This is a genomic window from Haliscomenobacter sp. (assembly GCF_040403615.1).
GTDB lineage: Bacteria > Bacteroidota > Bacteroidia > Chitinophagales > Saprospiraceae > Haliscomenobacter.
The window spans coordinates 20,209-44,810 of record NZ_JBBAKG010000009.1; the positions used below are offsets into that span (position 1 = coordinate 20,209).

Here is a 24,602-nt window from a genome sequence, read left to right on the forward strand (position 1 = left end):
GTTTGACAAGGCTCCTGTGATTTTACTTTAGAGCCTTCGGCCAGCAGCAGTGTGCCCATTTCGCTAGCGTGGCGACGGGTACGCAACTCCACTTGTGCCACCGAGGCAATGGAGGCCAGCGCTTCGCCCCGAAATCCCATGGTGCGGATGGCAAATAAATCGTCGGCACTGCGGATTTTGGAAGTTGCGTGCCGCTCAAAAGACATGCGTGCGTCGGTTTCCGACATGCCACAGCCATCATCGATGACCTGTATCAAGGTTCGCCCGGCGTCTTTTACTATCAATTTAACGTTCTTGCTGCCTGCATCTACTGAATTCTCCATCAATTCCTTGACTACTGAAGCAGGTCGTTGAATCACCTCGCCAGCAGCAATTTGATTGGCAATAGAGTCGGGCAGTAGCTGAATCACATCAGCCATAAGTTTTTTATCTTTTACTACGTGTTTAAATGCAAAGGGCGATCAAAAAATAAGTGTTCATTTTTTCAAAGGATTAGATAAGTAAATGGTTCATTTTAAGTGTCTTATCTAATCCTTTGGCTAAAAAAAAATGAACACTTATTTTTGCCCCACTGCAAAGATAAATTTAAACAATTTTTAGCAAGAAAAAGGTTCTCACCAGATAGAAATTAAAACGCCCAATCATCCAGTTTGGGGGTTTTGTAAGTCAACTTGGTGATGGCGCGTTGTTTTTGCCGCTCCAGAATCAAGCGCCCCAAAGCTACATGGGCCGGTTCATTGGCCAATGGACTAAGGGCAAAAAGAATTTTCCCCTCATCAATGTCCAGTCGGTACATGTAACTGAGAAGCAGGTCTTTGTTTTCCTCAATCATCTCGGCCACCCGATTGGCAATGGCTTCGAGCAACTCCGCTTCGATGAGGGAACTGGTTTTGACCAGGTCAAAGTCCTTTGCGATCAGGCTCCTGGTTTGTTCTAAATGGTCTTCTTCCATGCTGATTGCTATTCGTTTCCATAAATGCTCAATCCCGTCACTTAGCTTTTAACAGAAATTTGGTCGCGCAGTTGTGGATTTCGAAAGAATAACGCAAAAAACAGCGCGGTGCATATCCCTACACTGCCAGGCACTAACCAAACCGCCGACCAGGTAATTTTATCACCAAAAGTATGCCAACTGACCACTTCGCCTGCAATCAAAGACCCAAAAAATGCGCCCGTCCCGGAAATGACCAAAGCCATAAATCCCTGGGCGGTGCTGCGCAAGGAAACCGGTACTTTTTCGTCGATGTAAATTTGACCAGCCAGTGCCGTAAATGCCCAGGCCAGACCATGCATGGCCAACCCAATCCACACCAGGGCAGGCAAGTCAATACCGCCCCAATACAGGAGCATATACCGGATGCCCCAGGCAGAAACACCAAGGAGAATCACTGTTTTGATCCCAAAAATACGCCGGGCATAGGGCAGCAGCAAAACAAATAGAATCTCGGTAGCCTGACCAATCGACATCATGGCCGCAGCGTTGTGAAATCCCTGGTCTTTTAAGTACGAGTTGACAAAACTGTAGTAAAACGCATTGGGGATACAAACCAGGGTCAGGGTAATAATCAGCACCAGAAAACTGCGGTCGCGCAATAGCGTTCGGCCAGTAGCCCAAAGATTGGTTTTTTCTTTTTTGCCGGGCGGTGGGGTAGCGGGCAGGGTCAATACATAGATGCTTTGCAAGATGGAGGCAGTGGCCGACAAGCGCATGGGCAAGGTGGTGGTCTCCAGATCCAGTCCACCTACACACAATCCGGTTGCAATCCAGCCCAGGGTACCCCATACCCTGAGTCGGGGATAATCGCGGGATGGTTCAGGAATGTTGTGAAAGGTCATGGCCGTTGACAAGGCAAAAGTGGGCATGTAGCAAATGGCGTACAGCACCATAATCGGGTAAAAAAACGCAAACTGATGCAGCGTGCTGAGGGCAAACATGAGCAGCCCCCCCGTAAAATGCAAGACGGCCAAAATGCGCTCCAAACGGAAATGCTGATCGGCGAGGCGCCCTGCCCAAAAAGGGGAAACTACGGCAGCAATGGCGGTGGTGCCATATACCAAACCGACTTCGCGCCCGCTGAAATGCAGGGTTTGGAGTAGGTAAGTTCCAGTGGTCACCGTCCAGGAACCCCAGATGAAGAATTGAAAGAATTGGAAAAGGGCAAGACGGAGGTAAAGCGTGGTTTGCACGGTGCGGTTTTTGCGGGGCGAAGATAGGGATTTTTTTTAGCTGTCAGCGATGAGCTGTCAGCTTTCAGCCGCTAGCCCTGGAGGATTTCGTGCCGAAACAGGCAGCGCAAAGTCAACAACTTTCCGCTGCCCGCTCTTTCCAGGAACGATCCATTTTCCCGACGTCGGGAAAATGGTCAGCTCCTACTTCTTAAAAATAAACCGCGTCATAAAAATCCCCTGTGATTCTTTGTCGCCGCCAAAATTGCCGGGCACAACCTCTACCAGTTCGTAGCCATCGGCGGTATTGCGGGCCAGCAGGTCGGCGATGCCTCGGTTGTTGTCTTGCAGGTTTTTGAAGTTGATCCCGGTAAGGCTGAAGAGGTTTTTGATGTCTTGCTCGGTGGCGGCGCCATCGCTGTCCATCGTGGTAATTTTGGAGCGCCCCAGGTTGCCGGGTACAACGGATTCAACCACGGTTACTACGCGCCATTTGGATTCAGTGGGTTTCTCTGCTTTGGGGCTCAAGGCCATGAAAAGAGGAATGGCCAGCAAGAGGGCAAATGCGAGGATTACAGACGTTTTTTTCATTGGAAATGGTTTTTATTGAGAGATGAGTGAATACCTGTGCTACCCCTACGTTAAGAGGATGGCCTTTGCGGGCAAATGCTCTGGTTTGCCCATGCCCAGCAAAAAACCACCGCCCCCTGCACCGCAGAGTTTGAGGGCAAAATGCCCCTCGTCTAGTCCTTGTTGCCACAAATCCTGGAAGGGCCGGGGAATCATGGGCTGCATCAGTTCTTGCTGGAGTGCACTGATTTGTTGCCAGCGGGTGTACAATTCAGTCCACTGTGCTTGTTGAAACACCTCAATCGCTGCCTCGGTCACCGGGTTGAGTTGGGATTGGATTTTTTGCTGGTAATCACTGGCTTTGCACCGATCCAAAAACAGCTTGACCCATTCTCCGGTGCTGCGGCTGAGTCCGGTATCCAGCAAGAAAAATTGAAACCGATCTTCTGTATTCGGCCAGGCCGGCAAAGGGATGGATACGATTGTTCCATTTGCGCGCAACAAAACTGGGCGATTCAGGTAGATGATCAGTGGGTCGGTGCCCGAGCTTGCGCCGTGGAAAAAAGACTCCATTTGGCCCAAAATCCGTTTCAATTTGGGATAGTGGGTAGCGTCTTCTCTATCGATCGGATCCAATGCATAGCGGGCATACAAAGCGGCGCAAACTGCCCCTGAGCTGCCCGTGCCATACCCATCGGGGATGTTGCTGCGGAAATACAAACCCGCTTGCAGATCACTTGCAAAACGAGTCAAATCAAGCTTTGCGCCCAGCAAATCTTCTGTTTGTAATCTGGTCAAATACTGGCTCCATTCCGGCAGGCTGCGTTGCAAAGCAGCAGCGTTTTCTGCTGCTGTCCAGGCCCACTCGCCCTGAAACAAAGGCAATGGCATTGCCAATGCAGAAGAGCCTTGCAAGATGGTATGCTCGCCGAAGAGTAACAATTTGCTGGAGAAAATCATAGGCCTCAAAAGTAAAGATTAGTGGGTTTGGATGCAGGAAATTAACTTTTTGGAAACAAAAAGATTGGTGACTAAATACCAAAAATAAACTTCTAAAAACAGACACAGGATCAAGTTTTATGTAAACCACACAAAAAAAGCCCCGCCACGGTTCACACCGGGCGGGGCCTTTTTTACTTCCATCAGGATGATTTATTCCTGATCTTCTTTATTTGCTTGGTTCTGTTGTTCGAACTGCTCTTTCAATGCAGCCAATCCTTCCAGGTCACCAAGAGTAGAACGTTCGATGCTGTCCTGCTGTTTTTTCACGGCAGTACGGGTTACTTTGCGCTCATCGTCTTTTACTTTCTTCACTTGCTCATCGGCCTCGCGACGGATGTCTTCGAGGTAACGCAAGTGAGAAACGAGGATGCGCTTATCGTCGCGGTTGAATTCAATCACCTTCACAGTCAGTACTTCGTCTACTTCAGCGAGGTTGTTGTCATCTTTGCGGATGTGCTTGATCGGAGCAAAAGCTTCCAAACCGTAAGGCAATTGTACGATGGCACCACGGTCGTCGCGACGCAAGATGGTAGCCTCGTGGTAAGAACCTACAGGGAATACGTTTTCGAAAGTATCCCATGGGTTTTCTTCCAATTGCTTGTGGCCCAGTGACAATTTGCGGTTGTCTTTGTCGATATCGAGGATTGCCACGTCAATTTTCTCACCAACCTTGGTAAACTCGGATGGGTGACCATAACGCTTCGTCCAGCTCAAGTCGGAGATGTGGACCATGCCGCCGATGCCTTCTTCCAGCTCGATGAACACGCCATAAGGAGTGAGGTTTTTGACCTCGCCAGTGTGGCGGCTGTTGAGTGGGAATTGGTTTTCGATTTCGCTCCAAGGGTCTTGCGCCATTTGCTTCAGCGACAAAGACATCTTGCGCTCATCGCGGTCAACGGTAACAACTTTTGCAGAGTATTCCTGGCCCAGTTTGAAGAATTCGCGTGCGTTGATTGGTTGATTGCTCCAGCTTACTTCTGAAACGTGGATCAAACCTTCTACGCCCGGTTGAATTTCCAGGAATGCGCCGTAATCTTCGATGTTGACAATTTTACCCTTAACGATAGAGTTTTCAGCGATGGTATTGTCGAGTACTTCCCATGGGTGTGGTTGCAATTGCTTCAAGCCCAAAGAAATACGCTTCTTGTTTTCGTCGAAGTCGAGTACTACTACGCTGATTTTCTGGTTGAGGCCCAATACTTCGCTTGGGTGGCTGATGCGGCCCCAAGAGATATCGGTGATGTAAAGCAGACCGTCTACGCCGCCCAAGTCGAGGAACGCACCAAAGTCGGTGATGTTCTTGACGATACCTTCCAAAACCTGGCCTTTTTCGAGGCTGGCAATGATGGCTTCGCGTTGTTCGGCGAGGTCGCTTTCGATGAGTGCCTTGTGTGATACGACGGCGTTTTTAATGGTTTCGTTGATCTTAACGACCTTGAATTCCATGTTTTTGCCTACGTATGAATCGTAATCAATGATTGGCTTGATGTCGATTTGTGATCCAGGAAGGAAGGTTTCCAAACCGCTGCAGTCTACGATCAGACCACCTTTGGTTTTGCTGATAACCGTACCTTTAATCACTGTACCATTTTCGTAAGAATCTACGATGCTTTCCCAGGCGCGGAGCAGTTTTGCTTTGCGGCGAGAAAGTACCAATTGGCCACGCATGTCTTCCTGCTGTTCTACGTACACTTCTACCAGATCGCCAATTTGGAGGTCGGGCATGTCGCGGAATTCAGAAAGCGGTACCAAACCATCAGACTTGTAGTTGATGTCCAAAACCACGTCGCCACCGTGTAAGGAGGTTACGCGACCTTTTACGATCTCACTTTCTACCACAGCATTCATGGTAGATTCGTACTGAGTCAGGTATTCTTTGGTGGTATCCTGAGTATAAACGGCGCCACCTTTGTTGGTGATGCTCCAGTCAAACTCATCGTGTGCAGTGTTGGGGTCGAATTCGGTGTTGAAAAGCAATTCGATGTCCAATTCATCTTCGTCATCGTCTTCCCCACCAGTAGTGGTTTCTGGGATCAAATCAACGTTTTTGATGATCACTACTTCGGCAGGAGCAGCTTCTACTTCTGGTTCTACCTCTACAGCAATTTCCTCATTGCCTACTTCTGCTACTGCTACAGCGGCCAGAGTTTCAACAATTTCGGGAGCAATTACAGGCTCTACTGCCTCCACTGCAACCAATACTGGAATGGTTTCTACTACTTCTGCTGTTTCTTCTGCAGCAGCAACTACCTCTGGAATGGTTTCTACTACTTCTGCTGTTTCTTCAACGGCAGCAACCACTTCTGGAATGGTTTCTACTACTGTTTCCGTTTCTTCAACGGCAGCAACAATTTCGCTGCTGGTCTCTGCTGCAATTTCTTCAACTTGCGCCTCGGTATCGAGTTGTTCTTCAACCTTCTCGATCTCGTTTGTTTCGTCAATCATAAATAGCATTTCTTCCCACGAAAGGTGGAATTTGGTTATGAATTAAAAATTTGAGCCGCAAAGGTAGAATTTTCAATTGAGAATCAAAAGGATTGGACGCGAATAATTACGGCGGGAAAGGCTATTTTGAAGCGAAATCTTACTTGTAGAATAAGTTATTTTCAAGCAGGGGCGAATTTTGGGTAAATTTCTATTTTTTACTCATCTTTGCACGCGCAAGTTTTCATTCACTCAAAACTGCATAAACAATGTCTGAAATAGAAAACGTCGGCCGGAAGGGATACTGTGTACTGTATTTCTTTATCTTCTTCATGTTATTCATGGCGATGCTGGTTTACCTGTACAATCGCAATAGTGATTTACTGCCGCCGCAGTAGTACGTTGAAGGGGTCGCCTAGTTGAAGAGTTGAAAGTTGAAGAGTTGCCAGTAGTCCAGCATTAGGGCTCTAATCTTGAACTGCCTACAACTCTTCAACTTTCAACTTTATTCTCCTGAGTAAATCTCTTCGATCAGCCCACTGTATTTCTCTAAAATTACCCTACGCTTGAGTTTCATGGTTGGTGTTAGTTCGGCCTCGGTTCCGTCAGACTTGACAGGCTCCCATTCTTTGTCCAAAAGGCGGAATTGCTTGATCTGATCAATGTGACTGAAGCTTGGATTGATTTGATCCACAATAGATTGAAACTTGGCGATCACTTTGGAATGATGGATTATTTCGGAAAATGTAGTCCAGGCAACTTGATTCTCTTTGCACCAATCCTTTAGGGCGGTTTCTGCTGGAACGATCAGGGCGGCCACAAATTTGCGTTGCTCGCCAAGAACCATCATTTGTTCAACCAGGAAATTTTCCCGAAACTTGCTCTCAATTGGGGTAGGAGCTACGTACTTGCCACCTGAGGTTTTGAGCAGTTCTTTTTTGCGATCGGTGATCTGCAAAAACTGCTTCCCATTGGGCCCTTCTACCAGTTTGCCTACATCTCCGGTGCAAAACCAGGTTTTGCCATTGATGGTTTTCATCACTGCATCGGTAGCTACGGGTTTGTTGTAATACCCCATCATTACGTTAGGCCCGTGGGCCAAAATTTCTCCTTCACCAGGGCGGTACATGCCATCGGATTCATCAATAAAAATGTCAACCTCGTCAATCATGCCGCCTACTGTGCCCAACAAGGCACCTTTCGGTTCAAAAAGGTTGAGGGTTAATACGGGAGATGTCTCGGTCAGGCCGTAACCCTCCCGAATCGGGACACCTGCGGCAGAAAATACCTGAGCAATTCGGCGTGGGCAAGCAGCGGCTCCGGTGGTAATGCCCTTGAGGTTGCCGCCCAGGGCAGCCCGCCATTTGCTGAAGATGAGGCGATCGGCAATTTTCCACTGAATGGCTTCCCATCCTTTGGGCTGGTATTCGTAATGGTAGGCTTCAGTAAGTTTCAAGGCCCAAAAAAACAGTGTTTTTTTGAGGCCAGTCAGTTCGAGCCCGCGGTTGTAGATGCGTTCGTATATTTTTTCCAGCAAACGGGGAACTGTGGTGAAAAAATGGGGCTTTACCGTAGCCAAATCGCCGCTTTCTCCGCCCAGGTTGTCTGTACCAGTGAAGACTACGGAAATTCCGCTGAGCAAATACAGGTAAATCACTACCCGCTCGTAAATGTGGCAAATGGGCAAAAAGCTCAACGCCGTATCGCCCTGCTTGAAGGGAAAGGCACTGCGCCCCGCCTTGATGTTGCTGATGATGTTGTGGTGCGAGAGCATTACCCCCTTGGGTACACCGGTTGTTCCTGAGGTATAAATGATGGTAGCCAGATCATCGGGTTTAACCAACGCAGTCAACGCATCAACCTCAGCTTGCCCTTCGTCGGAAAAGATTTCTTCCCAGAAAGGCTGTCCGTCTTTTGGATCAAAAGAATAGACGTTTTGTAGCGAAAGCACTTGCTCTTGCGCTTTTTTGACTTTCTCGTACAGATCTCCTCCTCCGACAAAGCAAAGGAGAATCTCCGCATCGTTGAAGATGTAGGTATAATCCTCGGCAGTAATGGTTGGATAGACCGGGACGTTGATTGCGCCGATCTGTTGAATCCCCACATCCAAAATTGTCCATTCCGGGCGGTTTTGGGTAACGGCTACCCCGATGCGGTCTCCTTTTTTGATGCCCAATTTGAGTAGTCCACGACTTACCTTATTGCCCAGGTCAATTATATCTTGGGTACTGAAATATTTCCATTCCCCATTTATGCGGTATCCAAAAGCGCGTTCCAAAGGAAACTTTGCTGCCTGATAATGAATCAGGTCACTCAATCTGGTAGGTTCCATGAAAAAAGTTTTCAGCTGTTTTGCAGAATTATCCTCTAATATAAACCCAATATTAAAAGATTGTTTGGATTTTCTGGATAAATTTGAACATTAAGTAGAAAGCTGCAAATGTCCTGTCCTCAGAGCGGGAATCATTTGCAGCCTTTTATTTGAGTCAGGTAAAGTCGGTTTAAGGATTTAGGATGCGCAAAAAGCGCTTTTCATCTTCCAATTCGCGGTAGAATTCGAGGATGAAATCCATCACATCTTGTTGGGTGAACTTGTCAAAATGAGGGAAATTTTTGATGAAATCCAGGATCGCCGGTTTGGAATTCAAAAATTGCTTGCGCAAAATCATTCCTTCGGGAGCATTTACTACCCCTCCTTTAAAATAGCGCTCGCGAACATTTTGGATGGGCAAGGATTCGTGTGGAATGGCATAAGGCGCATTGACCAAGCCAGAGTAATCAAAATCGTAAGGTACGGGGATTACCTTTTTACTGGTGATGTGTTCAAAAAAACGCGAATTGTGCATATTGCCAAACGCCCAATCGGTATTGCCAATCATGTATTCAAACAATACGAAATTCAAAAAATGTTGCCGGGCAAATTGTTTGGAGTCTTTGGGGCGTTCGGCCATTTCCAAGCTCGCCAGTCGATCTGCCACCTGGTCTTCGTCTTCCACAATAAAACCAATTTTCTCGATGACCTTGGTCGGTGAATTTGTGTCTACGAGGTTGATTTTGAGTAATTTGGCCCTAAAACTTGCAGATGTTAATTTGTTGTACAAGCGATAGGCCATGAATTCTTTGTAAATAAACTGCTCAAAAGAGCCGGAGGGTTTGCATTCCCATACAATTTTCATTTCATTGAACGGCAGCATGCCTGCATTGGTGAGGTCAGCCTTTTTGATTTTCAGTTTAAGCGGAGGATGTACGCAGATCTCTTTACGGGTTTTGCCGCGAGGCTTTACTTCGGCATTGTAGATTTTCTCTTCTCCGGCTTTGTTTTTGTACTTGAATACAGCAGGTTGGTATTTCTCGTCGGCCTTAGTTCGCATTAAGTTTTTAAGATCCGTTTCAAGGCGCACTTCCAGAATGCCAATGCTGTCTTCTAGCAACAATTGATCCAACCAACTAATGGAATCACCATGGGGTCGAGCAGGTGTAGCTGTTGATTGGGCAAAAATCAGCACAGGACAGCACAGTGTAAAGGCTAATAGGCATAGCCATTGGGTTTTAAGGTGTTTTAGATTTCTCATACGTCAATTATAGGTAAAGTTCATTAATGGCTTTTTCATGAGTGGCTAAAATGCGCTTGCGGCGCAACTTCAGGGTGGCCGTCATTTCTCCACTTTGCTCCGTCCAGGGTTCGTACAGCAATAAAAATTGCTGCACCTGCTGATAGGGAGGTAGCTGCTGATTGAGCCGCTCCAATTCTTCCTTAAAAAAACGCAATACCCTTGGATTCAGCACCATGAATTGCGGAGCAGTCCAATGTACTTTCTGGGTTTTGCACCAGGCTTCCAGGTGATCAAAGCGCGGCACAATCAGTGCAAACGGCGCAGATCGACTGGCACCCCCAACCAGGCACTGGCTAATGTACTCCGAGCCGTACAAGGTTTTTTCAACGGCCTCTGGGGCGATGAATTTCCCTGCTCCGGTTTTAAACATGTCATCCTGGCGGCCTTTGAGTTTCACAAAACGCTTGTGTACCCAAAATCCAATATCACCCGTGCGGTACCATCCATCACTGGTCATTACTTGTTGGGTGGCTTCTGGTTGGTGGTAATACCCCATCATGACGTTTGGTCCTTTTACTTGCAGTTCGCCAGCGCCATCCTCATCTGGATTCACAATGCGTACTTCTACTCCTGGAATGGGTATTCCAACTGTACCAAATCGAGCACCACCAGGTTCGAATCGATTGAACGCAATCACTGGTGATGTTTCGGTCAGGCCGTATCCTTCTCTTACTTTTATGCCTGTTGCTGAAAAAAGCCGTCCTAATTCTGGATTTAACGCTGCTGCGCCCACAATTATTCCCTCCATATGCCCACCAAAAGCCCTGCGCCAACGGTTGAAAACAAGAATCCGGGCAAGGGTCAAACGCAACCAATACCCAAAAGGTTGCCGAGTTCCATCGTGGTAATTTTTGCCCAGCTTAACGGCCCAATCCATGATTTTCTTGCGCAGCAATGACCTATTTCTTGCATGTGCGATGATTTGTTCGGCCAAGCGCTCTACGATCAGCGGAACTGCCGTAATGAAATGAGGCCGAACTTCCCGCAAACTGGGCATGATCTGGTCTTGTCCATCTGCATAGGTCACCGTAGCGCCTACTGCAATATACGTGTAAATCACCATGCGCTCAAAAATGTGGCTCAAGGGTAAAAAGCTGAGTACCCTTGAATCACAATTGACAGGTATAAGCGCGATGGTCGATTTGATGTTGCTGATGATGTTTTGATGTGAAAGCATAACCCCTTTGGGCCGGCCAGTAGTTCCCGAGGTATAAATAATTGTTGCCAAAGCTGTTTCGTCGATGAATCTTCTTCTTTTATCAATTTCGTCCAATTCAGTACTGGTAGGCTCCGACATGAGCTCCAGTACACAAGGATTGATTTCGGGCAAGGGATAAAAAGGTACAATCCACTTCAAATCAAGCGATTCCGCCTGTAATTCATGGATGCGGAAATACAATTCTTCTGTATCGGTAAAACAGGCCGAGATACCCGCATCCTGGAGGATAAAGCGCAATTCATCCTTGCCTGCGGTGGCGTGAAGGGGTACTACGATGACGCCAATTTGCTGCATGCCCAAGTCCAAAAAATTCCAGTAAGGACTACCATGTTTGGCAATGATAGCCGCCCGGTCACCTGCTTGTAAGCCCATTCGCAACAAAAATGCGCTAACTTGATTTATCTTGTGGAGGCAATGCTGGGTGGAAAAAGACACGCGTTGCCCCTGCCACTTATAGGTCAAGGCTGCTCCATTGGGAAAACGAGCATCCTGGTATCCGAAAAGGTCGAAAAGGCGGCGGTAATCCATAATTGGTATATAACCTGTTTTTTACAATAAGAACAAAATAAAGTTCTTTTCCTTGGATTTACAAAGTAAGAAATTTTTTAAATACCATCCCAATTTGCAATAAAAATGAACCATTTAGAAGACCTGCAAACGACATTACTTTTGGGAACGGATCGATCTTCACTGACCGATGGGTTACAGGCATATTTGCAAGAGCAGGGTCTAAATGGACAGGAATTGCCTGCAGAAATGGCTGCTGAAGCACTGGTTTTGCACCGACAATGGACAAGGGCAGGTTTTTTGATTCCGGTTTGGACGGAACCCATTCCACAAATACAATTGCAGCAAGCAGAAGCCGAGTGTAGTGCAGAAGCTGCACACTGCTTGCAAGCCATTTTGGACGGCAGGTATCCGGATGCCCTCCCCGAATGGGTTAAATTGCTGCTGGCGGCCCAACAGGTATTGCCCCGCCAAGCCCTGCCAGCTTTGTTGCAACGCTGTACTCAAGATCCCGCCTTGTGGGATACCCTAAAACCCGCAGTCGGGGAGCGCGGCCACTGGCTGATGCTGCAACACCCCTTGTGGATCAAGTTGAGTACGCCCAACCCCGATCCCGGAGCTTGGGCAACCACTACCGGCCCAGCAAGGCTTTCGTTGTTGCGCAGCATCAGGCAACAAAGCGCGGCACAAGGCTTGCAATTGCTGCAATCCACCTGGCTAGACGAAGACCCTGCTCAAAAGCCAGCATTGCTAGAGGGCTTGAGCATTGGCTTAAACAGCGAAGATGAAGGGTTTCTGGAAGTCTGTCTGCAAGAGCGCCGCAAAGAAATCCGACAGATAGCTGCGGAGTTATTGGCCTGCATCCCGGGGGCAGGGCTAATCGATCGGTACCTTCAATATTTGCAGGAACGCATTGTGGTGGTGGATCAAAGAATAAATGTGAGTTTGCCGGAAGAGATTCCTGAAGAGTGGCGCAAAGATGGTGTAGAACCTGGAAGCAAAAGACCGTTTTCCCTGACTCAGCGCAGTGCCTGGTTGTTTCAACTGATCCGAAGATTGCCCCCAGGGTATTGGCAAACCCATTGGGGCTTATCCCCCCAAGAGGCAATTGGCTTATTTGCGCAGCAAGATCGAGAAGAGAGCTGGGTACAAGCCCTGACCGATGCGGCATTGCTGCACCAGGATCTCGTTTGGCAAGAAGCGCTAGCAATCTGGTGGCTCCACCACGAACAAGCCAGCAGTTGGCAAACTTCCACTGGCCGGCATTTGTTGCAACAATTGCCTGGGGCGATTTTACAAAAAATACTGGTTCCTTATTTGCAAAAGCGCCCGTATTTACTGGAAGATGACCACGTCGCTACCTTTATGCTCTGTGCCACCGACGAAGCCTGGAGTGATGAACTGAGCCTGGCGGTTGTCCAACCTTTGATGCGCTATTTGGCCGGGGGAGACAATCCGTTTTGGAACATTTGGCATTATGCCCGATTGCTCAAAGCCCTGGCTTACCATTGCAACACTGGGCTATTTGAGCAGCTCAACAACAATTGGGTCATTGATTCAGCCTTGGGGCAGCGTTGGCAAGCGGAAGTAGAACGCATGCTGGCCGTGATCCAGTTCAGGGCTAAGATGATTGCAGCATTTTAATACTTTTAATTTTTTGCGTCAGACTCAGTGGTTAATTCTTCGTTAAAGTAAAGCGCCTCCGTTACAAATCGGCTAATTTTGCAAAAGCTTGATTTTAACATTTGAAGCAATCGTTGCACCAAAATACAGGTGTGCTTCGTAACTTGTAACCCGGGACTCAAGGTCTACACTATTTGTACAAGGATGAATAAAAGAGCAATTTGGTTAATCATTGGTTTGATGAGCGCGGCAGTATTGGGCGTTATATTGGTTCAAATCGACCTGATCCGTACCTCCATGTCTGTCAATGAGGAACGGTTTGACAAAAACGTACAAGAAGCATTGGTGAAAGTAACCGAGCGCCTGGAAGATTTTGAGCGAGAATACTTTTTTCGTTCTTCGGTGAATGGCTTCATGATGGCCTACCAGGCAGAACAGATAGCGACTGCTCGCCCCAATGGCGATAAGTTGAAAGAAATTGACAATGCAGAATTGGAAGGAATTCCCAGCTTTGAGCGCCAGTTTTACATCCACATTATGACCAACCCTGGCCTTACGGAGTTGTTTAACCAGGAAAAAAACATGCGTTCGGTAGAAGAGCGAATCAAAGCCAAAGATCTGGACTTGGCTATTTTACAAGAATTCGGAAAAAGAGGCATCAATCCCCAAAACAGCAAATTCAAATTTCATTACGGCATTTGGTCCAATGAAAAAAATGGCATGGTCATTGTAGATGGACACTATGTGTTTGATGACTTTGGCAACAAAGAACCGGTGCCAACCCTTGGAACGTCCAATTTGTACAATCCAGATTACTCTGTACCGGTTTTTCACAGTGTCAAGATACCTCCGGGCGAATTGCGCGTTTTTTTTCCCAATCGCACCAATATTATTTTGAGTTCATTGTGGAAAAATGCGGCGGGAACTGCGCTGTTTGCGGCCATTATTTTGTCTTGCTTCGCCTATACCCTGACAGTCATTTTCCGCCAAAAGAAACTGTCGGAAATGAAAACGGATTTTATCAACAACATGACCCACGAATTCAAAACACCAATTGCGACCATCTCACTTGCTTCCGATTCTATAGTTACGCCCATCATTTTGAACAACCCTGAAAAAGTCCAACGCTTTGCCAACATAATAAAACAGGAAAATAAGCGTATGAATAGTCAGGTGGAGAAAGTTTTGCAAATGGCCTTGCTGGACAAGCGTGACTTCTCCCTTAAAATGACGGAAGTAAACGTACATGAAGTTATTCAGGCTGCAGTTGAAAACATAACCTTGCGTGTAGAAAAACGGGATGGAATTGTAAAAACTGCACTCAATGCAAGCATGCCGATCATTGAAGGAGACCTTACCCACGTGGCCAATGTGATCAACAATCTCTTGGACAATGCAGATAAGTATTCGCCCGATGAACCCGAAATCAGCGTCAGTACGCGCAATGTTTCCAACGGTATTGAGATAACCGTACAGGACAATGGGATCGGAATCAGCAAAGAGGCAAGAAAACAAATTTTTGATAAATTCTACCGCGTGCCTACGGGCAACTTGCACGATGTCAAAGGCTTTGGACTGGGCTTAAGCTACGTCAAAGCCATGATGACGGCACACAAGGGAGCAGTAGAAGTTAAAAGTGACCCCGGAAAAGGCAGCAGTTTTATCCTGACTTTTCCATTTCGAGTTGAAGCATGAAAAATTTGGGATTTTAAGGTTTTGAATTCGCTTCTCTACACTTCGGCTTCGCTCAGTGACCGGAGTGTAGAGAAGCGAATTCAAAACTCTAAATCCTAAGCAAAAAAATACGCTTATGGCAAACAATAGTATTTTACTTGTAGAAGACGATCAGAATTTTGGCGATGTACTGCGTTCCTATCTGGAAATGCACGACTACGATGTGACCTTGGCCAAAGACGGTGTAGAAGGACTGGAAAGCTACAAAAAAGGGCGTTACGATCTTTGCATCTTTGATGTAATGATGCCCAAAAAAGATGGCTTTACGCTGGCGCGGGAAATCCGGGAAAAGGATCGGGAGATGCCCATTGTTTTCCTTACCGCAAAGACCATGAAAGACGATGTACTGGAAGGTTTCCGCATTGGCGCCGACGATTACATCTCCAAACCTTTCAATTCTGAAGAACTGCTTTTTCGCATTCACGCCATTTTGAAGCGCAGCCAAAGCAAGCTGGAATTGAAGGATGAAGTGAAAGAATTTTCCATCGGTAAATATCACTTTAATTTTCCATTAAGAATTCTTACATTTGCAGAAAGTGGTGAGGAAGAGAAACATAAGCTCTCTCCAAAGGAAGCTTCGTTGTTAAAAATGTTTGCTCAAAACGTCAACGATATACTTCCCCGCTCAGAAGCCTTAACCAAAATTTGGGGTGAAGACAATTATTTCACCGCTCGCTCTATGGATGTATTTGTGACCAAGTTGCGCAAATACTTACGCAGAGATGGCAACATCGAAATCGTTAACATTCACGGCAATGGATTTCAATTGCTGGTGAAGTCGGATCAAGAAGCATAAAATAGTTTTTGGGATTATGATTACGGCTGGGGAGTCATTTGGGCTCACCCAGCTTTTTTTGTGGGCATAAAAAATGGGTTACCTTGATTCAAGGCAACCCATTTTTATTTAAAAATTAAGCTTCGGTTTTACAACTTCTGCTTGATCTCAACAATCTCGTATGCTTCGATCATGTCACCTTCTTTGATGTCGTTGTAGTTCTTGATGGACATACCGCATTCCAAACCAGATTTCACTTCTCGCATGTCTTCTTTGAAACGTTTCAAGGAAGCCACTTCGCCGTGTGCACCTTCGCGGGTTGGGAATACTACGATGCCATCGCGTACCACTCGGATGTGGCTGTTTCGGGCAATTTTTCCTTCTGCAACCAAACAACCGGCAATTGTACCAATCTTGCTGATTTTGTACACCTCGCGAATTTCCACCAAACCAGTGATTTTTTCTTCTTTGGTGGGTTCAAGCATCCCTTCAATGGCCGCTTTAACCTCTTCAATGGCTTCGTAGATGATGGAGTAGGTTTTTACTTCAACACCTTCCCGTTCTGCCAGTTTGCGGGCAGTCAAGGATGGGCGCACCTGGAAGCCAATGATGATGGCGTCCGAAGCGGAAGCCAACAAGATATCGGATTCGATGATCTGACCCACTGCTTTGTGGATCACATTCACCTGTACAGATTCGATCGAGAGTTTGATCAAGGAGTCGGCCAAGGCTTCTACAGAACCATCCACGTCCCCTTTCACAATCAAGTTCAATTCTTTGAAGCTTCCCAATGCCAAACGACGTCCGATTTCGTCCAAAGAAATCCGCTTGGTTGCCCGGTTGGCTTGCTCACGGGCAATCTGAGAACGTTTGGTTGCGATTTGGCGTGCTTCCTGGTCGTTTTCGTATACTTTGAATAAGTCTCCCGCTTGCGGGGCACCACTCAAACCCAATACCATGATTGGAGTTGCTGGGCCTGAAGCGGTCAAGCGCTTGCCACGCTCGTTGAGCATGGCCCGTACTTTACCAGAAAACTCGCCAGCTACAAAGGTATCACCCACTTTGAGGGTACCATTTTGCACCAGCATTTTGGTTACATAACCCCGGCCTTTATCCAGGGTTGCTTCCAGTACGGTACCCGTAGCTTTGCGATTTGGATTGGCTTTCAGTTCGAGCAATTCTGCTTCGAGCAAAATTTTCTCCATCAGTTCAGCAATACCTGAGCCTGTTTTAGCCGAAATATCTTGAGATTGGAATTTACCACCCCAGTCTTCCACCAGGATGTTCATACCCGCCAATGCTTCTTTGATCTTTTCAGGTCTTGAGCCTGCCTTGTCCACTTTGTTGATGGCAAAAACCATCGGTACTCCTGCCGCTTGTGCGTGGCTGATGGCTTCCCGGGTTTGAGGCATAATGCTGTCGTCCGCTGCGATGATGATGATCGCAATATCGGTTACTTTGGCACCCCGTGCGCGCATCGCTGTAAAGGCTTCGTGACCAGGAGTATCAAGGAAGGTAATTTTGCGTTGATCTTCCAGTTCCACTTCGTAGGCACCGATGTGCTGGGTGATACCCCCGGCTTCACCAGATACAACGTTGGCTTTGCGGATGTAGTCGAGCAAGGAAGTTTTACCGTGGTCGACGTGACCCATTACCGTGACGATTGGCGAACGATCATGTAGATTTTCAGGAGCATCTGGTGCTTCAATTTCTTCACCGACCTGGTCTTCAACCGAGATGAATTCAACTTCATGGCCAAATTCTCCAGCTACCAATTCGATAATTTCAGCATCAAGACGTTGGTTGATGGAAACGATTACACCGAGGCTCAAACAAGTGGTGATTACTTCGGTAACCGCTACGTTCATCACGCTGGCCAATTCAGACACCGAGATGAACTCGGTTACCTGCAATTTGCCACCTTCCGCTTCTTGCTCCAGGATTTCCTGGCGTTCACGGAAACGATCGCGTTTATCTCGCTGCAATTTTTGGCGTTTTTTCTTTCCTCCACCGGAAAGACGCGCCATGGTTGCCTTGATCTTTTCTTCTATCTGACGTTGAGAAACTTCACCGCTTTCCTGAGGTGCGGGTCGGTTGCCCGTTCCGCTACCCCCTTGTTGGTTTTGAGGCCGTGGGCGGTTGTTGTTGTTGTTGTTATTATTGTGGTGGTTATTGTTGTTGTTATTGTAGTGACCACCGCCCCCCTGTTGGTTATTGGGACGCTGACCACCCTGGCCACCACCTTGGTTGTTGTTATTGTTATTATTGGTGGTATTGTTGTTGTTTCCACCACCTTGACCCTGACCTTGGCCTTGTTGTCCTTGTCCTTGTCCCTGTTGACCTTCCTGGCCTGGCAAAACCTTTTTGCGTTTGCGTTTGCGCTTTTTCTTGGCGTCTTCAGCCGCTGAACCACTTAATGGTGCTCCACCTTCTGTTTGAGGCCTACGGTTTTGGCCTTCACCAACAGGATTGGGTTGACCGGTAGTGGGTCGGTTGCGGTTATCGCCACCAGTGTTGGGTTGGCCAGTATTGGGTCGGTTGCGGTTATCGCCGCCGGTATTGCCCTGTCCATTGTTTGGTCGGTTGCGGTTGTCTCCCCGGTTGTCGCGGTTTTGATTGCCACCGGGATTGTTTCCACCAACTTGACCCTGACCCTGGCCTTGTTGACCTTGTCCTTGCTGACCACCCTGGCCCTGACCTTGAGGCGCGTTGCCACGGTTGGGATTTTGGCCAGGTTGATTTCCTCCTCTGCCACGAGGTTGTTCTTTGGGTTTTTCTTTTTTACGAGGACGCTCAAATTGGTTGGTATCGATTTTTCCTAAAATCTTCAGACCGCGCAATTCTGGTGTTTCTGCCCGAATAAAATTCCCTTCCTGAACCACAGGTGGTTGATCCCCTTCCACCGCTTGAGGGGTAGCAGGAACTCCTGGAGTCGTACTCTTTGGGGTTTCGCTTGAAGGCTTGTTGATCACTGTCGCTTGTGGTTCGAGATTTTTCTCTTTAACGGGATCTTGAGTTTTGATCTCCACTACCGGAGCAGCAACATTCTCACGCGGAGCAGCTTTTTCCTCGACAGGCGCGGGCGTTTCTTCCTTGCGCTTATTGGCGGGTTCATTGGTTTTTTCAATGCGCTGCTTTAAGCGTTCGCTCAAGTCAATTTTCCCAAGCACGGTTGGTTTTTGCAGCTTAACACGGAAGTCTTCGCTTACCGGGTCCTTTTTAGGTTCGCTGTCCTCTTCATGGACAGACTTTTCTTTGGTAGGAACAGCTACCTCAGCCATTTCAGGCTTGGGACGCGCAGAGCCAATATTGACATTTTTGGCGGCGTCTTTGATTTCGATTGACTTTTGGAACTGTTTTAGCAATTCATCATACATCGGATCGGTAATCTTGGCATTGGGCTTATTCTCAATATCAAACCCCTTACTATTGAGGTGATCCACAATAGTTGCCGTACCGACATTCAAGTCCCTAGCAATCTTAACTAAAACTCTTGACATTCGAAAGATTTAGAAAACTGGCACAAAGATAAGGGAAAACCATTGAAATTAAAGCAAATCCGATTTTTACACAGATTATCTTACAAAAAACGCTTTTGAATGGTTTCCCCAGAAAAAAACGAACCTCCCTCACAAGGATTAAAGGCTGCGTTTATAGAAAAAGTTCCACAAAAATCAATTATTCTCTCCTTCTTCAAATTCAGCGGCCAGAACTCGGAGCACATCTTCGATGGTTTCTTCTTCCAGGTCGGTGCGACGCAACAATTCGGCTTTACTCAAATTGAGTACGCTTCGTGCAGTATCACAACCGATGGCTTGAAGGGCATCGATGATCCAATCTTCAATTTCATCGCCGAATTCGTCGAGATCAACATCGTCAATTTCGTATTCTTCAGTATTGTTGCGGTATACGTCAATTTCGTATCCGGTCAGTTGGCTTGCCAATTTGATATTGGTACCACTCTTGCCGATGGCCAATGACACCTGTTCCGGTTCGAGGTAAACGTCGGCGTGGTTGGTCTCGGTGTTCAGTTCAATCCGCGTTACTTTGGCCGGAGTCAAAGCACGTTGGATGTAAAGGCTGGCATTGTTGGTGAAGTTGACAATATCGATGTTCTCATTGTTCAACTCGCGTACAATACCGTGGATGCGCGACCCCTTCATCCCTACACAAGCACCAACCGGGTCGATGCGATCATCGTAAGATTCTACAGCTACTTTGGCACGTTCTCCAGGGAGGCGTACAATTTTTTTGATGCTGATCAAACCGTCTTCGATTTCGGGTACTTCTGCTTCCAGCAATTTTTCCAGGAAGGCATTGTCTGTTCTGGACATCACTACGATGGGCGAGTTGTTGCGCAATTCTACCCGGCGAATGATGCCTTTGACCATGTCTCCCTTGCGGAAAAAGTCCGCTTTGATGGTTTCCGTGCGGGGCAATACCAATTCATTGCCTGTAGCATCGTCAACGACCAAAAATTCCTTCTTCAGGATTTGGTGAATTTCACCAACGATGACTTCACCTATGCGTTCAGAGTAACTCTTGTAAACTTCGTCTTTCTCCAGTTCCATGATTCTGGAGATCAAGGTTTGGCGGGCGGCCATAATGGCGCGGCGACCAAAATCCTCGAGTTGTAAACGCTCGTAGCATTCTTCTCCGATTTCATAATCTTCATCAATCGCAAAAGCTTCCGAAATGGAAATTTGTGCCCGATCATCGGTTACTTCACCATCGGGTACAATTTCTCGTACCCGCCAGAGTTCCAAGTCACCGTTTTGTGTATTGACAATAACGTTGAAGTTGTCGTCTGACCCAAATTTCTTTTTGATCAAGGTACGAAATACGTCCTCCAGTACCCGCGCCATTGTGGGGCGGTCAATGTTTTTCCCGGCTTTGAACTCCGAAAAAGTGTCCACCAGATTCATCGCGAAAAAGTTTATGTGCTTCGGCTGCACCGGTCACCGAGCGAAGCCGAGGTGCCGACACTTCGACTACGCTCGGTGACCAGTGTAGGTAAAGCACAATTTTATGAAAAACTAATCTTTACAATTGCTTTGGAAATGTTTTCAAACGGAATAACCGTTTGTACAATCCCTTTCATGTTCTTTTTTCCTTCTTTCCATTTTATTTCTTGTTCAAGAACAATGGATTCAGGATTCACTTCTTTCAAAATCCCTGTTTTCGATTCGCCTACTTTAAGGCTTATTTCCAGGGTTCGACCAAGGTTGCGTCCGTATTGACGGATGAATTTCAGTGGCCGGGTAATTCCCGGAGAAGAAACCTCGAGGGTATACTCTGGGCCAAGCCATAAATTCGTATCCAGGTGTCCTTCCAAAAAACGACTGATGCGTTGGCATTTTTCAAAGGTCATTCCTGAATCACTGTCCACGAACACTTCCAACACCTTTTCTGGTTGCAGGTTGATTTCAACGGTAAAACAGTCTGCAAATTCAGGTTCCTGGTATTTTTCCTGCAACAAGGCTTCAATTTTCTCAGTACTCATTTCTTGCTTGTATTTTTTTCAATAACTTTCTGAAAACACAAACAAGACATTAGACCAATCCAAAAAACTGCTCGTGCCAGAAGTTATAAGTATGACGCAAAAAATTACTTCCCGATTTTTTCAGAGGCTTTTGAATGGGAGCTCACTTGAGATGAACCGTTCTGCTTCCTATTCAAAAACCAAAATCGGGAAGTTAATTTTTCTGCGTTACTAAGACGCAAAAGAGGGAACCGTTTTCGGTTCCCTCTTTGTAGTGTTTTTTCCAACTTGGGTGCAAATATAGGCAATATTTTTGATTCCGAACAGTTTTTGTAGCGACATGGTTTATTTTTTTATTTTTCAGTGTTTTCAGAAAAAAATGAAAAATAAATCTCGCCTTGTAAAACCGACGTTTTGTAATTTTGTTTCAAAGTTGTGCTTGAACGTTTCCCAACTCAGGGCACACCATTTCATCGCAATGCAAACCATTGTCCATGCATACTGAAGATTTATTGCAACGAGCGCTACAGTTCGATTTCTTATCCGCTGCGGAAGGTCAATTTTTATTCGAAAATGCGCCTACTGCCGATCTGATGTATGTTGCGCATCAATTGCGCCGCAAGCAAGTGCCAGGCAACCACGTCACCTGGATCATTGACCGCAATTCCAATACTACCAATGTGTGTCTGGCGAATTGCAAGTTTTGCAATTTCTACCGCCGTCCGGGTCATGGCGAATCTTACATCACCTCGATAGAAGAGTACAAGCAGAAAATAGAAGAAACCTTTACCTTTGGCGGTGAGCAATTGCTGCTGCAGGGCGGGCACCATCCTGATTTGGGACTGGAATACTACACAGGCTTGTTTCGGGAATTAAAGGCCTTGTACCCCAACCTAAAATTGCACGCACTCGGGCCACCGGAAATAGCCCACATCACCAAATTGGCCAAGTCTACGCACTATGAAGTGCTAAAAGCGCTAAAGGAATCTGGCCTGGATAGTTTGCCAGGAGCTGGCGCTGAAATTCTGGACGACCGGGTACGTCGCCTGATCTCCAAAGGAAAGTGTGGTGCGCAAGAATGGCTCGATATCATGAGAGCTGCGCACCAGTTGCATTTGACTACTTCGGCTACCATGATGTTTGGCCACATCGAGACCAACCTGGAGCGCATGGAGCATTTGGTGAAAATACGGGAAGTTCAATCCGAAAAACCCGCCGATGCCAAGGGCTTCCTGGCCTTCATTCCCTGGCCATTCCAGGATGAAGACACCATTCTCAAAAAACTCAAACGCGCCCGCAACACCGTCACTGGAGATGAGTATGTGCGCATGATTGCCATCAGCCGAATCATGCTGCCCAACGTGCTCAACATTCAGGCTTCCTGGCTGACGATCGGGAAGCAAGTAGCACAAATTTGTTTGCACGCCGGTGCCAATGACTTTGGTAGCATCATGATTGAAGAAAATGTGGTTTCGGCAGCTGGCGCGCGCTTCCGCTTTACGGCGCAAGGCATTCAGGACGCCATTAAAGAAGCTGGTTTTGAACCCAAATTGCGCAACCAGCAATACGATTTCAGGGAATTGCCCGAAAATATCCTGCAGCAAGAACTGAATCGGGTAGAAATGATTGTAGATTAAGTTTAAAAGTTGAAGAGTTTAAAAGTTGAAGAGCATTTACAGGGTTCGTAGCAGATCTATCTCTTTTCAACTCTTCAACTCTTAAACTTAAATCGGATAGTATGAAAAAAACACTTTTACTTTCTGCCCTGCTGCTGCTGGGTGGCAGCCTCCTTTTTGCGCAGCAAAAAAACCTGAAAGCCCTGGTTGGCGGTACGCTTATTGACGGCTATGGAAGCACTCCATTGCGCAACAGCGTGATCATCATTGAAGGGGAAAAAATTGTCAAGATTGGTCAAGTTGGTCAAATCGAGATTCCGAAGGATGCCGAAATCATCTCTACGGAAGGTATGAGCCTCTTGCCGGGGTTGTGGGACATGCACGTTCACTTGATGATCAATGGCCACAGCGATTATACCCATTGGGACAAAACCTATCCCAAAATATTCGGCAGCGTGATCATGCCCGCATCGGCCAAGCAGTTGCTGATGGCCGGGGTTACTTCGGCTCGCGATTTGGGTGCGCCGCTGGAAGAATCCATTGCCGTGCGTGATGCCATCAACAAAGGAACCCTAGATGGCCCTACCATATATGTGTCTGGCCCATTTATCCAAAAGAAGCCTTACCCTGGCACGGAATTGTTTCGCTGGGGAATTGAAGGCGCTGAAGACGCCCGCAACAAAGTGCGCAAATTGGCCAAAGCGGGTGTAGACTGCATTAAACTGATCGACCACGATCAAATGACCATGGAAGAGGTGAGCGCAGTGATAGACGAAGCCCACAAAAACAACCTGAAAGTAGTAGGCCATGCCCACCGCCCGGAAGAAATCCGCCGAGGACTGAAACTTGGAGTTGACTGTTTTGAGCACACCGGTCTTTCTTCCGCTCCGGACTACCCCAATGACATCCTCAATCAAATCAAAGAGCGGACTGCTCAAATGAACCTGGGGCCACTGTACTGGACTCCTACTATTGAGGGACTATACAATTACACCTATAATCGGGATAACCGCGAGAAGCTGGATGATCCTTCCTGGCATTTGGGGCTACCCGATTCCATTATTGCCGACATTCGGGAATCAATTGAGCATCCCGATCGCTTGTCATATTTCCAGCTCACGCCCATTCGGCAACCTACGCTGGCCAAGAAATTTCAGCAGCTCAAAGAATCTGGGGTGGTGTTATTGATTGGAACCGATAGCGGAATTCCCATGAAATTTCACAGCCAATCCACCTGGAATGAACTGGACGTATGGGTGAATCACCTCGGCGTGGATCCGATGTATGCCATTCGTGCGGCTACGTACTGGCCTGCCCTGTTTCATGGGGTAGCGGATAAGGTAGGAACCATTACCGAAGGAAAATACGCCGATATTATCGCCGTACGAGGCGATGTGCTGCGCTACATCAATTTATTGCAAAATGTAGACTTGGTGATCAAGCACGGAAAACGGTACAAATAAACCAAAGAAAAGGATAGGGTAGTGGATCTGAATCCGTTACAACAAGTCTATTACCCTATTTCTCCTTCTGGCGCTTCTGGGCGCTCCACATTGCTTACTTCAGTAGTGATCACTTCAGGCGTCACCGTTTTTTCTTCTTCTTTCTGATAATACCGGAAAAAATCCCGTTGAAAAATCAGGATATTCAATACCCCGCAGGTAATGGATACATCGGCGATGTTGAAAACTGGCTTGAAGAAAAAGTATTCTTTCCCCCCCAGCCACGGCATCCAAGCGGGGTAAATGCCTTGCCAAATCGGGAAGTACAACATATCGACCACCTTGCCGTGCAGAAAGCCCGCATACCCACCCTCGGCAGGAAACAAAGTGGCCAGCCCACCATGAAAATAAGAAGGCGAAAAAATAAG

Annotated in this window: 18 protein-coding genes; 5 read left to right on the forward strand and 13 right to left on the reverse strand. The window is 47.0% G+C overall.

The genetic code is table 11. The features are described 5' to 3' along the window. From mutL to ABW391_RS04700, 9 genes are all read right to left on the reverse strand, one after another. Positions 1-419 (reverse strand): DNA mismatch repair endonuclease MutL (mutL, locus tag ABW391_RS04660; RefSeq protein ID WP_353480727.1); only part of this gene is annotated, 419 nt, incomplete at its 3' end. A gap of 209 nt (positions 420-628) precedes the next feature. Continuing rightward, positions 629-952 carry a hypothetical protein gene (locus ABW391_RS04665; protein ID WP_353480668.1) on the reverse strand — a complete coding sequence of 108 codons (324 nt, stop codon included), beginning with the start codon at positions 950-952 and terminating at the stop codon, positions 629-631. 41 nt (positions 953-993) lie between these two features. Beyond that, positions 994-2,187, reverse strand: coding sequence for an MFS transporter (locus tag ABW391_RS04670; protein WP_353480669.1), 1,194 nt, complete (start codon positions 2,185-2,187; stop codon positions 994-996). Between the two features lie 183 nt (positions 2,188-2,370). Then, positions 2,371-2,757 carry a hypothetical protein gene (locus ABW391_RS04675; protein ID WP_353480670.1) on the reverse strand — a complete coding sequence of 129 codons (387 nt, stop codon included), beginning with the start codon at positions 2,755-2,757 and terminating at the stop codon, positions 2,371-2,373. Positions 2,758-2,802: 45 nt separating this feature from the next. After that, entirely contained in the window at positions 2,803-3,696 is an 894-nt protein-coding gene (locus ABW391_RS04680) for a mevalonate kinase family protein (protein ID WP_353480671.1), read from the reverse strand. 192 nt (positions 3,697-3,888) lie between these two features. Then, positions 3,889-6,183: a 30S ribosomal protein S1 gene (gene rpsA, locus ABW391_RS04685; RefSeq protein WP_353480672.1), complete on the reverse strand. Its 2,295-nt coding sequence runs from the start codon at positions 6,181-6,183 to the stop codon at positions 3,889-3,891. A 484-nt stretch (positions 6,184-6,667) separates the two neighbouring features. Next, positions 6,668-8,494, reverse strand: coding sequence for an AMP-dependent synthetase/ligase (locus ABW391_RS04690; RefSeq protein ID WP_353480673.1), 1,827 nt, complete (start codon positions 8,492-8,494; stop codon positions 6,668-6,670). Between the two features lie 169 nt (positions 8,495-8,663). Further along, positions 8,664-9,734, reverse strand: coding sequence for a CotH family protein (locus tag ABW391_RS04695; RefSeq protein WP_353480674.1), 1,071 nt, complete (start codon positions 9,732-9,734; stop codon positions 8,664-8,666). Between the two features lie 7 nt (positions 9,735-9,741). After that, positions 9,742-11,523, reverse strand: coding sequence for an AMP-dependent synthetase/ligase (locus ABW391_RS04700; protein ID WP_353480675.1), 1,782 nt, complete (start codon positions 11,521-11,523; stop codon positions 9,742-9,744). A 105-nt stretch (positions 11,524-11,628) separates the two neighbouring features. Here ABW391_RS04700 and ABW391_RS04705 point away from each other — a divergent pair, with 105 nt between their 5' ends. The 3 genes from ABW391_RS04705 (at position 11,629) to ABW391_RS04715 (ending at position 15,655) form a co-directional block, all read left to right on the forward strand. Then, the gene (locus ABW391_RS04705) at positions 11,629-13,146 is read left to right on the forward strand and encodes a DUF5691 domain-containing protein (RefSeq protein WP_353480676.1); all 1,518 of its coding nucleotides are present in this window, start codon (positions 11,629-11,631) and stop codon (positions 13,144-13,146) included. A 219-nt stretch (positions 13,147-13,365) separates the two neighbouring features. After that, positions 13,366-14,820: a sensor histidine kinase gene (locus tag ABW391_RS04710; RefSeq protein WP_353480677.1), complete on the forward strand. Its 1,455-nt coding sequence runs from the start codon at positions 13,366-13,368 to the stop codon at positions 14,818-14,820. Positions 14,821-14,935: 115 nt separating this feature from the next. Further along, the gene (locus tag ABW391_RS04715; RefSeq protein WP_353480678.1) at positions 14,936-15,655 is read left to right on the forward strand and encodes a response regulator transcription factor; all 720 of its coding nucleotides are present in this window, start codon (positions 14,936-14,938) and stop codon (positions 15,653-15,655) included. Positions 15,656-15,783: 128 nt separating this feature from the next. Here ABW391_RS04715 and infB read toward each other — a convergent pair whose 3' ends face one another. The 3 genes from infB to rimP form a co-directional block, all read right to left on the reverse strand. Next, positions 15,784-19,134: a translation initiation factor IF-2 gene (gene infB, locus ABW391_RS04720; RefSeq protein WP_353480679.1), complete on the reverse strand. Its 3,351-nt coding sequence runs from the start codon at positions 19,132-19,134 to the stop codon at positions 15,784-15,786. 174 nt (positions 19,135-19,308) lie between these two features. After that, positions 19,309-20,559: a transcription termination factor NusA gene (gene nusA / locus ABW391_RS04725; protein WP_353480680.1), complete on the reverse strand. Its 1,251-nt coding sequence runs from the start codon at positions 20,557-20,559 to the stop codon at positions 19,309-19,311. A gap of 101 nt (positions 20,560-20,660) precedes the next feature. Continuing rightward, on the reverse strand, positions 20,661-21,137 hold the full coding sequence (rimP, locus tag ABW391_RS04730) for a ribosome maturation factor RimP (protein WP_353480681.1): 477 nt from the start codon (positions 21,135-21,137) through the stop codon (positions 20,661-20,663). Positions 21,138-21,610: 473 nt separating this feature from the next. Here rimP and mqnC point away from each other — a divergent pair, with 473 nt between their 5' ends. Next, a complete protein-coding gene (mqnC, locus tag ABW391_RS04735) occupies positions 21,611-22,753 on the forward strand; it encodes a cyclic dehypoxanthinyl futalosine synthase (protein WP_353480682.1) in 1,143 nt (380 codons plus the stop codon). Positions 22,754-22,854: 101 nt separating this feature from the next. After that, positions 22,855-24,195, forward strand: coding sequence for an amidohydrolase family protein (locus ABW391_RS04740; RefSeq protein ID WP_353480683.1), 1,341 nt, complete (start codon positions 22,855-22,857; stop codon positions 24,193-24,195). 50 nt (positions 24,196-24,245) lie between these two features. Here the strand turns inward: ABW391_RS04740 and ABW391_RS04745 are convergent. After that, positions 24,246-24,602: signal peptidase II (locus tag ABW391_RS04745; protein WP_353480684.1), on the reverse strand; the 357-nt coding region annotated here is incomplete at its 5' end.

Excerpts from the sequence above, each read along its gene's own strand:
- infB (WP_353480679.1), bottom strand. The coding sequence starts at position 19,134 with ATGTCAAGAGTTTTAGTTAAGATTGCTAGGGACTTGAATGTCGGTACG.
- ABW391_RS04740 (WP_353480683.1), top strand. The coding sequence starts at position 22,855 with ATGAAAAAAACACTTTTACTTTCTGCCCTGCTGCTGCTGGGTGGCAGC.
- ABW391_RS04695 (WP_353480674.1), bottom strand. The coding sequence starts at position 9,734 with ATGAGAAATCTAAAACACCTTAAAACCCAATGGCTATGCCTATTAGCC.
- ABW391_RS04705 (WP_353480676.1), top strand. The coding sequence starts at position 11,629 with ATGAACCATTTAGAAGACCTGCAAACGACATTACTTTTGGGAACGGAT.
- ABW391_RS04690 (WP_353480673.1), bottom strand. The coding sequence starts at position 8,494 with ATGGAACCTACCAGATTGAGTGACCTGATTCATTATCAGGCAGCAAAG.
- nusA (WP_353480680.1), bottom strand. The coding sequence starts at position 20,559 with ATGAATCTGGTGGACACTTTTTCGGAGTTCAAAGCCGGGAAAAACATT.
- rimP (WP_353480681.1), bottom strand. The coding sequence starts at position 21,137 with ATGAGTACTGAGAAAATTGAAGCCTTGTTGCAGGAAAAATACCAGGAA.
- ABW391_RS04675 (WP_353480670.1), bottom strand. The coding sequence starts at position 2,757 with ATGAAAAAAACGTCTGTAATCCTCGCATTTGCCCTCTTGCTGGCCATT.
- mqnC (WP_353480682.1), top strand. The coding sequence starts at position 21,611 with ATGCATACTGAAGATTTATTGCAACGAGCGCTACAGTTCGATTTCTTA.
- ABW391_RS04715 (WP_353480678.1), top strand. The coding sequence starts at position 14,936 with ATGGCAAACAATAGTATTTTACTTGTAGAAGACGATCAGAATTTTGGC.
- ABW391_RS04710 (WP_353480677.1), top strand. The coding sequence starts at position 13,366 with ATGAGCGCGGCAGTATTGGGCGTTATATTGGTTCAAATCGACCTGATC.
- ABW391_RS04665 (WP_353480668.1), bottom strand. The coding sequence starts at position 952 with ATGGAAGAAGACCATTTAGAACAAACCAGGAGCCTGATCGCAAAGGAC.
- ABW391_RS04680 (WP_353480671.1), bottom strand. The coding sequence starts at position 3,696 with ATGATTTTCTCCAGCAAATTGTTACTCTTCGGCGAGCATACCATCTTG.
- rpsA (WP_353480672.1), bottom strand. The coding sequence starts at position 6,183 with ATGATTGACGAAACAAACGAGATCGAGAAGGTTGAAGAACAACTCGAT.
- ABW391_RS04700 (WP_353480675.1), bottom strand. The coding sequence starts at position 11,523 with ATGGATTACCGCCGCCTTTTCGACCTTTTCGGATACCAGGATGCTCGT.